Origin of the sequence: Alcanivorax sp. (genome assembly GCF_051117345.1) — a bacterium.
Classification (GTDB): Bacteria; Pseudomonadota; Gammaproteobacteria; order Pseudomonadales; family Alcanivoracaceae; genus Alcanivorax.
On record NZ_JBNPEC010000207.1, the window covers coordinates 1 to 13,870 of the forward strand.

At 59.6% G+C, this 13,870-nt stretch carries 10 protein-coding genes; 3 read left to right on the forward strand and 7 right to left on the reverse strand.

From position 1 onward, the window contains the following. From ACFE0K_RS13070 to nirB, 5 genes are all read right to left on the reverse strand, one after another. Positions 1-657, reverse strand: a 657-nt coding sequence (locus ACFE0K_RS13070) for an alpha/beta hydrolase fold domain-containing protein (RefSeq protein WP_434536477.1), incomplete at its 3' end; no start/stop codon positions are given. Positions 658-860: 203 nt separating this feature from the next. Next, the gene (locus ACFE0K_RS13075; protein WP_434536478.1) at positions 861-3,473 is read right to left on the reverse strand and encodes a nitrate reductase; all 2,613 of its coding nucleotides are present in this window, start codon (positions 3,471-3,473) and stop codon (positions 861-863) included. Next, positions 3,470-4,702 (reverse strand): NAD(P)/FAD-dependent oxidoreductase, encoded by a 1,233-nt coding sequence (locus ACFE0K_RS13080; RefSeq protein ID WP_434536479.1) that lies wholly within the window; start codon positions 4,700-4,702, stop codon positions 3,470-3,472. The genes ACFE0K_RS13075 and ACFE0K_RS13080 overlap by 4 nt, the downstream gene beginning before the upstream one ends. 22 nt (positions 4,703-4,724) lie before the next feature. Then, positions 4,725-5,069, reverse strand: coding sequence for a nitrite reductase small subunit NirD (nirD, locus tag ACFE0K_RS13085; protein ID WP_434536480.1), 345 nt, complete (start codon positions 5,067-5,069; stop codon positions 4,725-4,727). Between the two features lie 2 nt (positions 5,070-5,071). Continuing rightward, positions 5,072-7,600, reverse strand: a complete 2,529-nt coding sequence (nirB, locus tag ACFE0K_RS13090; protein WP_434536481.1) for a nitrite reductase large subunit NirB — start codon at positions 7,598-7,600, stop codon at positions 5,072-5,074. Positions 7,601-7,922: 322 nt separating this feature from the next. Here nirB and ACFE0K_RS13095 point away from each other — a divergent pair, with 322 nt between their 5' ends. Both ACFE0K_RS13095 and ACFE0K_RS13100 read left to right on the forward strand, forming a co-directional pair. Next, complete coding sequence (locus ACFE0K_RS13095) at positions 7,923-9,392, forward strand: NarK family nitrate/nitrite MFS transporter (protein ID WP_434536482.1); 1,470 nt, start codon at positions 7,923-7,925, stop codon at positions 9,390-9,392. A 197-nt stretch (positions 9,393-9,589) separates the two neighbouring features. Then, complete coding sequence (locus ACFE0K_RS13100) at positions 9,590-11,287, forward strand: protein kinase domain-containing protein (protein ID WP_434536483.1); 1,698 nt, start codon at positions 9,590-9,592, stop codon at positions 11,285-11,287. 138 nt (positions 11,288-11,425) lie between these two features. On the opposite strand, the gene ACFE0K_RS13105 is transcribed toward ACFE0K_RS13100, so the two are convergent. Continuing rightward, complete coding sequence (locus ACFE0K_RS13105; protein WP_434536484.1) at positions 11,426-11,974, reverse strand: DUF1285 domain-containing protein; 549 nt, start codon at positions 11,972-11,974, stop codon at positions 11,426-11,428. Beyond that, positions 11,971-12,606, reverse strand: coding sequence for a TetR/AcrR family transcriptional regulator (locus tag ACFE0K_RS13110; RefSeq protein WP_290511076.1), 636 nt, complete (start codon positions 12,604-12,606; stop codon positions 11,971-11,973). Before ACFE0K_RS13110 ends, ACFE0K_RS13105 begins: the two co-directional genes overlap by 4 nt. A gap of 155 nt (positions 12,607-12,761) precedes the next feature. Here ACFE0K_RS13110 and ACFE0K_RS13115 point away from each other — a divergent pair, with 155 nt between their 5' ends. After that, on the forward strand, positions 12,762-13,868 hold the full coding sequence (locus tag ACFE0K_RS13115) for an aminotransferase class V-fold PLP-dependent enzyme (protein WP_434536485.1): 1,107 nt from the start codon (positions 12,762-12,764) through the stop codon (positions 13,866-13,868). Positions 13,869-13,870: the final 2 nt, after the last annotated feature.

A 13,870-nucleotide genomic window follows, 5' to 3' on the forward strand; every position in this document is an offset into this window, starting at 1 on the left:
GGCAAAATTTAGCGCCCCCAGGGGAATCAGGGGCTCGTTGTCTGCATTGTCACGGATACTGTCACCGGAGCAGGTCAGATCACCCCAGGGGCTGATCAGCACCGCCGATGAGGGCAACGGCAGTTTCAGTTCCCGCAATCGCAGCATGGTCACCAGCGCCAGGTTGCCGCCGGCGGAATCCCCGGCAAAGACGATGTGCTCACTGCTGTAGCCGGTGTCCAGCAATGCCTTGTAGGCACGCACCGCATCTTCCAGCGGTGCCGGGTACGCCCAGTCCGGCGGTTGTCGGTAATCCAGCGCCAACACCTTGGCGCGACAGTAATGGCTGAGCCGCCAGGTAACAGCGCGATGGGAACGAGGCGAACCAAAAAAATAGGCGCCACCGTGGAAGTACAACACCACCCGGTTGCTACGCACCCGCCGGCCGGTAATTAACCACTCCCCCGGCACGCCGCCCACTTGTGCACGAGCAATATGCACGTCGGATGGCACCGGCAACGCCAGCGTCACCGCATCGAAACCCAGTTGGGAAAACTTCATGAAACGACGGGAAAATTTCAGTCGGCTGATCACCGGCTTGACCATGCCCTTGGCCACCGCATTGATGGCCCTGCCCTGCCAGCTCAGTGCTGGATAATGTTTCTTGTTGTCCTTCATGGCTCGCGCCGCATCGAAACCGTTGCTTCGAGACTAAGCGCTGATCGGAATTCGGGCAAGGTGACAGGAAAGCGGGAAATGTTCGGGAAAGACAGTGACGAGTTACGAGGAGCGAGTTACGAAAAGCGAAAAGCTATCCGGTTTGTTTTTTCACGGTTTTGATTTTCGTAACTCGACACTCGCTCCTCGCAACTCGCCCTCGATCAAACACTGCAGGTTTCCAGCAGACCGCGAAGCTCAGGAATACACGAGCCGCAGTTGGTGCCTGCCTGGCAGCCTTTGCCGATGGCTTCCACGTTGTCCGCGCCCTCTTCCACCGCGGTTTCGATGGTTTTCTGGCGTACCTGAAAGCAGCTACAGATCACCGGCCCCAGGTCAGGGCCTGCATCCACCGGTTGCCCAGCGAGCAACGCAAGGTGCTGGGTTTCTGTCTCGTCGGCGAAACAGTTCGCCAGCCACTCCACATCGCACAGCGGCAGCTCCTCGCCGATGGCCAACCAGGCCAGCAAGCGACCCTCTTTATCGAGGGCCGCGCGACGAAAATGCCCGCTGGCCGGATCATTGAGTGCCAGCCACTGGGCAGCGTCGGGCATCCAGTCGTGAAGCAGTTGTTCGGTTAGGTCCGCATCACCGGCCAGCCGATAACGTTGTACCTGGCCCGTCTGCAAAAATGCATCAACGGGAACTCGGGCCCAGTACTCCACGGCGGGCGGGGGTGCCGCCGTGAACAACCAGCCATGCCAGCGGGGTTGCCAGTCGCTGACGTTGACCGGCGTATGCTTGAACGCCGGCTGGCCGGAATGCGGATCCAGACGTGCCGGTACCAGGGCATCCACCCGGGCACGGCGAGAAAACTGATCGGTCCAGTGCATGGGCATGAACGCAGTGCCGGGGCGTTGCCCGGCATCACTGGTTACCCGCACCAGGGCGTCACCGACCTTGCTGGAAAGGCGCACGAAGCCGCCCTCGTTCAGTCGATAACGTTCAATATCTTTGGGGTGCAACGCGGCAAAGGGTTCGCTCAGGTGGGCAAACAGGCGCCCGGCGCGACCGGTGCGTGTCATGGTATGCCACTGATCGCGAATACGGCCGCTGTTGAGAATGATCGGGAAGGCATCACCGATCTGACGCACCTTGGGATTCTCGCAGACAACAAAACGGCCACGACCATTCGGCGTGGCGAAGCGTCCGTCGCCAAAGCAGCGAGGGTTCCCTTGCAGGGGCCACTGTTGCGGCTGCCACTGCTCATACTGGTCGGCGCTCAGGTCCGCAGCAGCGGTCATATCCAGCCGCTTGCCAAATCTGCCCGCCAACGCGGTGAGCGCCGAGTACTCGGCAAAAATCTCGTGTTCGTGCTGATAGGGAAACGCTGACGCGTAGCCCATGCGTCGGGCCACTTCGGTGACAATCCACCAGTCTGCCTTTGCGTTGCCCGGGGCTTTCACAAAAGGTCGCTGACGGGACACGCAGCGTTCGGAGTTGGTGACCATGCCGGATTTTTCGCCCCAGCCCAGGGCCGGCAGGCGGATGTCGGCACAGGCCAGGGTGTCGCCGCTGGCCACGCAGTCGGACACCACCACGGTGTCGCAGGCCATCAGCGCATGGCGTACCCGATCCGCTTCCGGCAGGGAATCCACCGGGTTGGTGGCCATGATCCACACGGCTTTGACCTGACCGCTTTCCACCGCATTGAACAGGTCCACGGCGGTGAGGCCGTTTTCGGTCGCCAGGGTGTCGGTCTGCCAGAAATCTGCCACGGCGGCATGATGATCCGGGTTATCAATATCCAGGTGTACGGCAAGCTGGTTGGCCAGCCCCCCTACCTCGCGACCGCCCATGGCATTGGGCTGACCGGTAATGGAAAACGGGCTGGCGCCGGGCTTGCCTACCCGGCCCGTGGCCAGGTGAGCATTGATGATGGCGTTGCCCTGATCGGAACCGTTACGGGCCTGATTCACCCCCTGGGAGAAAACCGTGACGGTACGCTCGCAAGCGGCAAACCAGTGGTAGAAGGTAGTCAGGTCTACCTTGCTGACCCCCATCTGCTCGGCCAGGGTGTCCCAATCATTTCCCTGCTTACGCGCCGTGCTCAAGGTGTCATCAAAGCCGTCGGTATGGGCGTCGATGTAATCCTGGTCCAGGGCGTTGTGATCATCCAGCCAGGTGAGCAGGCCATTAAACAGGGGCACGTCCTGCCCCGGGCGAATGGCCAGGTGCAGGTCTGCCAGATCACAGGTGGCGGTACGACGGGGGTCGATCACCACTACTTTCATTTCCGGGCGCGCCTGTTTGGCGGCGGCGATGCGCTGGTAAACGATGGGATGCGCCCAGGCGGTGTTGGAGCCGGTGAGAATTACCAGGTCCGCCAGCTCCAGATCTTCATAACAGCCGGGCACCACGTCTTCGCCAAAGGCGCGCTTGTGGGCCACCACCGCGCTACTCATGCAAAGACGGGAGTTGGTATCGATATTGGCGCTGCCGACAAACCCTTTCATGAGTTTATTGGCCACGTAATAGTCTTCGGTGAGCAACTGGCCGGATACATAGAATGCCACTGCATCCGGGCCGTGTTCATCGACGATACGACGGAAACGGTCCGCCACTTCATCCAGGGCACGATCCCAGGGCACCACTTCCCCATTCACTTCCGGCTGCAACAGGCGATCCTGATCGCCCAGGGTTTCCAGTACCGAGGACCCTTTCACACACAGGCGCCCGGCATTGGCCGGGTGCTGCTTGTCGCCCTGCAACTCGATGCCGTCGGTTTTAATGCCGCAGCCGACGCCGCAATAAGGACAGGTGGTACAAATACTCATGCGGCAATTTCCTCCTGCTTGTCGCCACCATTGCCGGGCAGATTGCAGAAGGCTTCACCCAGTAACAGGGTGGCGCGCATCGCACAGATATCCGTGCGGTTCCGCCACAGGGTTTCAAAGAAAGCGCTGTCGCCCACGTCACCGTACAACACCATGCCGACGATGCGGTTGTCGCGAATCTGTAGCCGGCGGTAACTGCCGGGCAAATCCAGCTGCAGGGTGTCACCCTCACCGGAGAAATCCCCAAAGGACACCAGATCAATACCGGAAATTTTCAACCGGGTGGCACTGTCCGCATACAGATAACGACGGTGGCCCAGCTCAGCCAGGTGGCTGGCACACACGGAGGCCTGCTCATACAAGGGCGCCACCAGGCCGAAGGTGCGCTGGCGATGCTCCACGCATTCGCCGATGGCGTAGATGGCCGGGTCGAAGGTTTGCAGGGTATCGTCCACGCGAATGCCCTGATTCACGGTGAGACCAGCCTCGGCGGCCAGCTCGGCGCGGGGCACAATGCCCACCGCCTGGATCACATAATCGGCAGACAGGCGCTGCCCATCGGCCAGGTGAACGGCCGCGACACGACCCTCGCCATCGTCTTCGATGGATTGGGTGCGAGCCTGCATGGCAAAGGTCAGGCCTCTTGCTTCCAGGTCCTGCTGTAAACGATGACCTGCCACTTCATCCAGTTGCTGGTTAAGCAGGTGCCCGCGGCTGTGCACCAGCGTCACATCGTGCCCCTGTTTCACCAGCGCATCGGCCGCTTCTAATCCCAGGAAGCCGCCGCCCACGACCACCACCCGGGCAGCCGGCAGCGACAATAATGTCCTGACGTCATGCAGATCACGAAAACTCATGACGCCTTTCAATGCCACCCCGTCCACCGGTAATTGACGCGGGGCTGCGCCGGTGGCCAGCAATAGGCGATCATAGTCGAGCACATGGCCCGCCGCGGTGATCACCTGACGACGATGGCGATGAATCTCCACCACCGGGGAACCGGTAATCAGACGAATATGCCGGTCGCGGTACCACTGATGGGGATAGGTGGTAATGGTCTGCTCGTCTGTGCCACCACACAACAATGGCGACAGCATGACCCGGTTGTAACCGGCAAAGGGCTCCTCCCCCACCACCGTGATCTGATACAGATCCGGTGCCAGGCAGGTAAGCTCTTCCAGCAGGCGGCATGCCGCCATGCCGTTACCAATTACCACCAGTCGCTTCATTACTGCGTCGCCTTTGCGGTATTCAGGCCGGGACGGCCAGTTTGATCACATCGCCTTCCACCTGAACCGGATAGACAGTGAGGGAGACGTCTTCATCTTCCAGGCACTGGCCGGTTTCCAGATCGAAGTGCTGCTTGTAAATCGGTGATGCCACCACGCGCTTGTCACCCATTGACCCCAGGATGCCACGGCTCAGCACATTGGCCTGGCTGAAGGGGTCGCGGTTATCCAGGGCATACAGGCTGCCATCACGGGTGCGAAACAGGGCCGCCTGGCGACCAGGCAGGCGTACGCCCACCCCGGTGCCCGGCAGCACATCATCAAGCTTGCACACAGCTTGCCATTCCACGGCTACGGAACTGTTCATGCTCATGCCTCCTCAACCAGTTCGATACGTTCATGCTCAAACGCCGGACGACGCTGGCCGCGCTCGCGCACGTATTTCAGGTTGTCATCGGCGCTGTCATCGTTGACGAAATGCTTGAAGCGTTTCACCGCTTCGTCATCTTCGATGGTGGTCTTCCACTCACACTGGTAGGTGTCGATCACATGTGCCATTTCCGCTTCCAGCTCGGCACCGATGCCCAGGGAATCTTCCAGAATTACCTGCTTCAGGTAATCCAGGCCGCCTTCCAGGTTTTCCAGCCAGACGCTGGTGCGCTGTAGCCGGTCCGCGGTCTTGATGTAGAACATCAGGAAACGGTCCACGGTCTTGATCAATTCTTCGTCGGTGAGATCCGAGGCAAACAGATCCGCATGACGCGGGCGCATGCCGCCGTTACCACACACGTACAGGTTCCAGCCTTTCTCGGTGGCGATCACACCCACGTCCTTGCTCTGTGCTTCGGCACATTCGCGGGTACAGCCACTGACAGCCATCTTGATCTTGTGTGGACTGCGCAGACCCTTGTAACGCTCTTCCACCTGAATGGCAGTGCCCACGGAATCCTTCACCCCGTAACGGCACCAGGTGGAACCGACACAGGACTTCACGGTACGCAGGGACTTGCCGTAGGCGTGACCGGTTTCGAAGCCGGCGTCCACCAGGGTGCGCCAGATATCCGGCAACTGCTCCACCCGAGCACCGAACAGATCCACCCGCTGACCGCCGGTGATCTTGGTGTAGAGGTCGTACTTCTTGGCCACTTCGCCGAGCACGATCAGCTTGTCCGGGGTGATTTCACCGCCAGCCACACGGGGCACTACAGAATAAGTACCGTCGCGCTGCAGGTTGCCCAGGAAGTAATCGTTGGTGTCTTGCAGACCCGCATGGGGCTTGTTCAGCACATAGTCGTTCCAGCAGGACGCAAACACCGAGGCCGCGGTGGGCTTACAGATATCACAGCCTTCACCGCTACCGTGTTTTTCCAGCAGCTCATCAAAGGTAGTGATCTGCCCTACCCGTACCAGGTGATAGATTTCCTGACGGGAGTACGGGAAGTGTTCGCAGAGGTGGTTGTTCACTTCCACGCCACGTTTTTCCAGCTCACTGTCCAGCACCTGTTTGACCAGCGCCGAACAACCACCGCAGGTGGCGGAAGCCTTGGTGCAGGATTTCAGATCGCCCACAGTCATGGCGCCATCATCAATGGCGGCACACAGATCGCCCTTGGAGACGTTATTACAGGAACAGATCTGGGCAGTATCCGGCAGGGCATCGGCACCCAGCAACGGCGCGCCATCGGAAACCGGCGCCACCAGAGCGGCCGGGTCACCCGGCAGGTCCATTTCGTTCAGGCACAATTGCAGCAGGTTGCCATAATCATTGGCATCGCCAACCAGCACGGCGCCCAGCAGTTTCTTACCGCATTCACTGATCACGGCCTTCTTGTAGATGCCGGCGGTCTGATCCATGAACACGGTGCTGCGTGAACCCGGGGTGTTGCCGTGGGCATCACCAATGGAGGCCACGTCCACGCCCATGAGTTTCAGCTTGGTGCTCATGTCGGCACCGGTGAACTGCTGTTCGCATTTGCCCATCAGGTGCTCAGCGGCAATCTCGGCCATCTGATACCCGGGAGCGACCAGGCCGAAGATACGCCCTTCCCACAGGGCCACTTCACCGATGGCATAGATGCTGTCATCGGAGGTGACACAGTGGTTGTTCACCACAATGCCGCCACGCTCGCCGATATCCAGCTCGCAGGCACGCCCCAGTTCGTCCTGGGGACGGATGCCGGCAGAGAACACGATCAGATCGGTTTCCAGGTAGCTGTCTTCACCGAAGTTCATCCGGTGTTTGCAGGTTTCACCATCAACAATGTCTTTGGTGCCGGTGCTGGTGTGTACGGTGACACCCAGTTCCTGGATCTTGTCCTTGAGCAGACCACCGCCAAAATCGTCCACCTGGACGGCCATCAAGCGCGGCGCAAATTCCACCACATGGGTTTGCAGGCCCAGATCGTGCAATGCCTTGGCTGCCTCCAGACCCAGCAACCCGCCACCCACAACGGTGCCCACTTTGCCGCCTTTACTGGCAGCGATCATGGCATCCAGATCATCGATGGTGCGATACACAAAACAGTTGTCTCGATCGTTGCCGGGGATCGGCGGCACGAACGGATAGGAACCGGTGGCCAGCACCAGTTTGTCGTAGCTCAGCGTTTCACCGGTGTTGGTGGTCACGGTGCGTGCCACACGATCAATGGCATCGGCCTTGGTGTTCAGCTTCAGGGTAATGTCGTGCTCTGCGAAGAACCCTTCCGGCACCAGCGACAGGTCGTCGGCGGTCTTGCCAGAGAAATAGCTGGTTAGCCCCACGCGGTCATAGGCCGGCAGCGGCTCGGCGCACAGAACAGTAATGTCGAAATGCTCACGGCCACCCTGGGCCACCAGCGCTTCCAGATAGCGCTGACCCACCATGCCGTGACCAATAAGAAGAAGTTGTTGCTTTGCCATAAGGCTCACCCTCGCGGTGCATGACTGACACCCATCACCGAGCAAGGCCTGTGCCAACTTTATAACCCAATGTTTTTAATAGATTTATTTTGTTTTTCCGGCAATAACCACAGAAACCCTGCTTTCTTTTAATGCGTTCGTGCACGAGAAAAATGCATTTTTCCGTGCACCGCCATGGCCCATAAACGCTCCCGATTTGCGCACGATTATTGCTCGCCCTCCTGTTAACTCATTTTTATTTCATTAAAAACAGATACTTAGAAAGGTGGCACAGGAGTTGCTCAGGTCAGCCTGTCGTTAACCGCCCATGCATGGAGAAGTCATGAGCGATCAAAAGCTGAATCTATTGAATCTGTCCGCGCCACGTATCCGCCTGTTACACCTGAGCTGGCTGGCGTTCTTTATTACCTTTGTAGTGTGGTTTTCCCATGCGCCATTAATGGGGCATTTGCGGGAAGCCTTCGACCTCACCCCGGAACAGATAAAGGCGCTGCTGATTCTCAACGTAGCACTGACCATTCCTGCCCGGGTGGTGATTGGTTCCCTGGTGGATCGCTTTGGGCCCCGTCTGGTGTTTGGCTCATTGCTGATGCTGGCCGCTCTGCCTTGCTGGGCCTTTGCGCTTTCCACTACCTATGAACAGTTGGCGGTGACCCGTCTGCTGATGGGTTTTGTCGGTGCCGGTTTCGTGGTGGGCATCCGCCTGATCAGCGAATGGTTCCCGGCCCGTGAAGTGGGTCTGGCGGAAGGCGTCTATGGTGGCTGGGGCAACTTCGGCTCTGCTGCCGCGGCGATTACCCTGCCTTCCCTGGCGCTGCTTTATGGCGGTGATGACGGCTGGCGCTGGGCCATTGCCACCACCGGTGCCGTTTCCTTTCTCTACGGGATTTTCTTCCTGTGGCGGGCACGCAACACTCCCCAGGGCGCGTCCTACTTCAAGCCGAAGAAAGCCAGCGCCCTGGAGGTCAGCACTAAAAAAGACCTGTTTTTCTACCTGGCCATGAGCCTGCCCCTGTATATCGCCCTGCTGGTCATCGTCTGGCGTCTGGGGCCTACCAATCTGAATCTTTTCGGCCAGACCACACAGATTCTGCTGGCGGCACTGATTATCAGCCTGGCTGTGGTACAGCTTGGCCAGGCCTGGCGGGTGAACCGTGACCACCTGAAAGAAGGGGTTCCCGAGCACGACCGCTACAGCTTCAAGCAGGTAGCCATTCTGGATCTGGCGTACATGGTGACCTTCGGCTCCGAGCTGGCGGTGGTGTCCATGCTGCCGCTGTTCTTTACCGATACCTTTACCCTGTCGGCAGTCACTGGCGGTCTGCTGGCCTCGGGCTACGCCTTCATGAACCTGGTGGCTCGTCCCGGTGGTGGTTGGGTCTCCGACAAGTTCGGGCGCAAGAAATCCTTGGCCATTCTGCTCTGCGGCCTGATGGTGGGTTACGGCCTGATGAGCCAGATCGGCAGTAGCTGGCCCATTGCTCTGGCAGTGATTGCGACCATGTGCTGTTCTTTCTTTGTACAGGCTGGCGAAGGTGCGGTATTCGCCACCGTGCCGCTGATCAAGCGCCGCCTTACCGGGCAGATCGCCGGCATGGTGGGCGCCTATGGCAACGCTGGTGCGGTGATCTTCCTGACCGTGCTGACCTTTGTGGAACCGTCCACGTTCTTCCTGGTGATTGCCGCCAGTGCTGCCGTGGCCCTGGCCGCCGTGCAGTTCCTGGATGAACCCAAAGGGCACATTGCGGAAATCGACGAGAAAGGCGACGTTCAGCTTATCGAGGTGGGGTAATGAGACAAGCTGCAAGCTACAAGCCTCAAGCTACAACGCGTTTGAAGATTTCATGAATCCCGAACGTCACGAGCCGCGCCCGGAACCCGGAGCGCGGCCTCGTGCCATGAAAATACAAACAAACCAGGGTCGCGTTGTCGCTTGAAGCTGCGCGGGATTGAGTGAGAAACCCGTGGCAACCCAAGGAGAGTTGAAGGATGGATGTATCCACCGCTGCTGAAAACACCCCCGAGCCGGACCTGCACCCGCAGGTTCGTATCGGCCAGTACAGTGACGCCGGGCCCAAGCTGCACAACCAGGATGCGCTGGCCATGCAGATTCCTGATGGCTCATTGCTGCGTACCAAGGGCATCGTCGCCGCACTTGCCGATGGCCTGTCCAGCGCCGGTGCAGCCCGGGAGGCAGCAGAATCCTGTGTGCTCGGGTTTATCAACGACTACTATGCTACGCCGTCATTGTGGAGTGTGCCCCGCTCCGCGCAGCGGGTACTGGAAGCCCTCAATCGATGGCTGTGCCGACAGACACTGGCCGGGGAAAGCCACCTGTGCACCCTGTCCCTGCTGATCCTGCGCTCGCGCACTGCGCACCTGTTCCAGGTGGGCGATTCGCGTATCTGGCGACTGCGTAATGAGCGTCTGGAATGCCTCACCCGGGACCACAGCCGCATGATTGGCGGCGACCGCCAGGTCCTCACCCGTGTCATGGGTGGCGATACCCGACTGGATGTGGATTACAGCAGCAGTGACTTACAGGTAGGGGATGTGTTCCTGCTCACTAGTGATGGCGTACACGGCTTCCTGTCCCGCTCGCGCATGCAGGGCATCGTGCGTGCCAGTGGCCAGCCGGAAGTGGCGGCCCGCAGCCTGGTGGAAGCAGCCCTGGCCAGCGGCAGCGATGACAATCTTAGCTGTCAGGTGCTGCAGGTGGATGGCCTGCCCGACGCCAGCGCCGACGAAGCACTGCGTCAGCGCGGCAGCCTGCCGCTGCCTCCCCCCTTGAGCCCCGGTATCCGTCTGGATGGTTTCACCGTCAAGCGGGAGCTGTATGCCAGTGTGCGCAGCCATCTGTATCTGGTGGAAGATGAGAGCGGCAAACAATCGGTACTCAAGACACCGTCGGTGAATCTGGAAGACGACCGGGATGCGCTGGAGCGCTTTGTCATGGAAGGCTGGGTAGGCCAGCGCCTGCGCAATGCGCACCTGCTACGCACCCTGTCCCTGCCGGACAACCCCAGTTGCCTGTATCAGCATCTGGAGTTCATCGATGGCGTCACTTTGCAACAGTGGTTGAAGGAACACCCGGATGTGGCGGTGGAGGAGAAACTGTATCTGGCGGATCAGTTACTCAACGGTATCCGCGCCCTGCATCGGGCCGATGTGATTCATGGCGACCTGAAGCCGGACAACATCATGGTGGATACCAGCGGGCTGGTTCGCATCGTCGATTTCGGCAGTTGCCATTGCCGGGGCATGGAGCAGCACAATGCAGGCATTCCCCTCGGCACCCGGGATTACAGCGCGCCGGAACTGGTGGATGGCGCCGCGCCCAGCGAACAGAGCGATCTTTTCTCTGCGGCGGTGATCATTCATGAAATGCTTACCGGGTCCCTGCCCTGGCAGGGTCGCTATGAAAAATCCGCCCATCGTCCCCTGCCGCCCCTGCAGGGGCACAATGCGTTCGTCCCGCTGTGGATCAACAACGTGTTGCAGGTCGCCCTGCAGCACCAACCCAAACAACGCTTCACCGACGCCGCCGAATTCCGCGACGCCCTGCGCCGCCCGATACGCAGTAGTAAGCCGGCCATCGACAACGACGTTCGGCAACTGCGTATCTGGAAAGGGGTCAGTATTGTGCTGGGGGTGTTGTTGTTGATTAGCGTCGCGGGAGGGTTTTAGTTAACAGCGACGCGATCAGCTTAATAGGGTTTTACAACGCATGAGACCGCGCTCAGTATCTGGGCGCGGCCTCATGTGTTTAAGTTGCGGCTACGTGTCTCGCGCAACTATTAACTATTCACTGTTAACTGTTCACTCTTACAACGCGCCCAACTCAAAGCGCTGGCCATCACTCTCCACAAACAGCTTCCCTTCTTCCTCAAACGCCCAATCCACCAGTTGATAGAACGCAGAGCGCCCGATGAGCGCTTCCAGGTTTTCCCGTACCAGCAGATACGGGGATGGCTCGCCGCTTTGCGGGTCGGTTTCTACACGCAGGGGGTGGTTGTCGCCTGCCACCACGTGGCTGCCCACATTGGTGGTGAAGACCAGTTTGTTCACGCCGCCCTCTTCCAGGCGCTGCACTTCCACCGCCACAAAGGGAGCATCGTCTACCTGAATGCGTAGTTTTTCCACTGGGGTGATAAGGAAGTAGTCATCGCCTTCGCGCAGCAAAATGGTGGAGAACAACGCCACCATGCGCTCGCGCTGGATAGGGGAATTCTGGTAGTACCAGGTGCCATCCCGGGCGATCCGCATGTCGATATCCGCATGCCGCTCCGGCTTCCACTGGTGCACCGGCGGCAGGCCGCTTTCATCCTTGCCCGCCTTTTCCAGCAATGCCAGCAGTTCCTCCGCCTGTTTCATCGTGGCCCCCGTTGTCCCTTGTTGCCCATGCGAATGCCGATCTCGATCAGGAAATCCAGGAAGTCATCCTTGTCGTCGATCAGTTTCTGGTAGAACGGTGATTCCATCAGTGCCACCGCGCCATGGGCCAGCGCCCAGGCGGAGCAGATGTGATAGATCGGGTCCACGTCTTCCAGTGAGCCTTCGGCAATACGCGCCTTGACGATATCGGTGAGCCGGGCAAAGTTGGCTTCGCGAATGCGATGCAGCTTGTCCACCAGTTCTGGCAGGGCATGATCCTTGATCACCTTGTTCTCAAGGCGGTCGAACAACTGGTAACGCTTGGGATCGGAGATCCGGAAACGGAAGTATTCCCGTGCCAGCCGCTCCTTGTCATCACCGCCGGAGATGGTCTGAAATACCTCGGCCAGATCCTCCTCGTAGCGGAGCATCAACAGCAGATAGATCTCGTTCTTGGTCTCGAAATGCTTGTAGATGGTGCCCTTGCCGATACCAACGCGGTCGGCAATCATTTCCACGGTCACACGGTCTTCGCCCTCTTCCAGGAACAGCTCAAGGGCTGCATCCAGAATCTGGCGCTCCCGTTGACGAAATTCCTGCGCCTTGCGCGTGGCTTTTTCCAGGTCACCCATCTATTTCTCCTCAGAACCCGCCATGACAGACGTAAAGACGGCTTAACTGTCGCAATTCTAACGTATTCCCTTTTTATAAACACAGGCTTGTATTGATGGAAATGCCTCAGGGGGTAGCATAGCGTCATGACTCACTCGCCCAGCATGGAGGCATCATGGCTCACCCGGAATTTCCTCACCGTGAAGACCTGCTTTATCTCAACCACGCTGCGGTGGCGCCCTGGCCCGCCCGTAGCCGAGATGCGGTGGCGGAATTCGCTCGCCAGAATTGTGAGATCGGTGCCCGTGATTACCCCCATTGGCTGAAAGTGGAACAGCGTCTGCGTGAGCGGCTTTCCTGGCTGATTGGCGGGGTCAGCATCGATGAAATCGCCCTGCTGAAAAATACCTCAGAGGGGCTGTCGGTGATTGCCCAGGGCATAGAGTGGCAGGCCGGCGACCAGATCGTGATCAGCGATCAGGAGTTCCCGTCCAACCGTATTCCCTGGGAAGCTCTGGCGGATCAGGGCGTGGAAGTGGTTACCGTGAGCCTGGATACACCGCAACCGGAACAGGCGGTCATCGATGCCCTGGGGCCGCGAACCCGGCTGGTGTCCCTGTCCGCAGTGCAATACGGCACCGGCCTGCTGATGGACATGGCGCCCATCGGAGCCGCCTGCCGGGAACGGGATATCCTGTTCTGTGTCGATGCCATCCAGATCCTCGGTGCCCTGCCCTTTTCCGCGGAACAGGCCAAGGCGGATTTCGTGGTGGCAGACGGTCACAAGTGGATGCTGGGCCCGGAAGGATTGGCACTGTTCTACTGCCGCCAGGCGGTACAGGACAGACTGACCCTGCGCCAGCACGGCTGGCATATGGTGGCCAATGCCGGCAACTACACCACCACCGACTGGCAAGTGGCCGATAATGCCCGTCGTTTCGAATGTGGCAGCCCCAATATGCTCGGCGCCCATGCCCTGGAGGCATCCCTGTCCCTGCTGGAAGAGGAAGGCATGGCGCAAGTCGCCGAGGCCCTGCAGGATCGCGTCCAGCGGCTGATAGACGGCCTGCGGGAACGGGGGGCTTCCCTGCTTAGCCCGGTGGACCGGCAGCGCCGGGCCGGGATTGTCACCTTTACCCTGCCCGGTGAAACGCCAGCAGACACCTTCCAGCGCTTGCGACAGGCCGGCGTGGTCTGTGCGGAGCGAGGTGGCGGGGTCCGTTTTTCGCCGCATTTCTATACCGACTATTCGGTCATCGACCGGACCCTGGCCCTGTTGTAAGC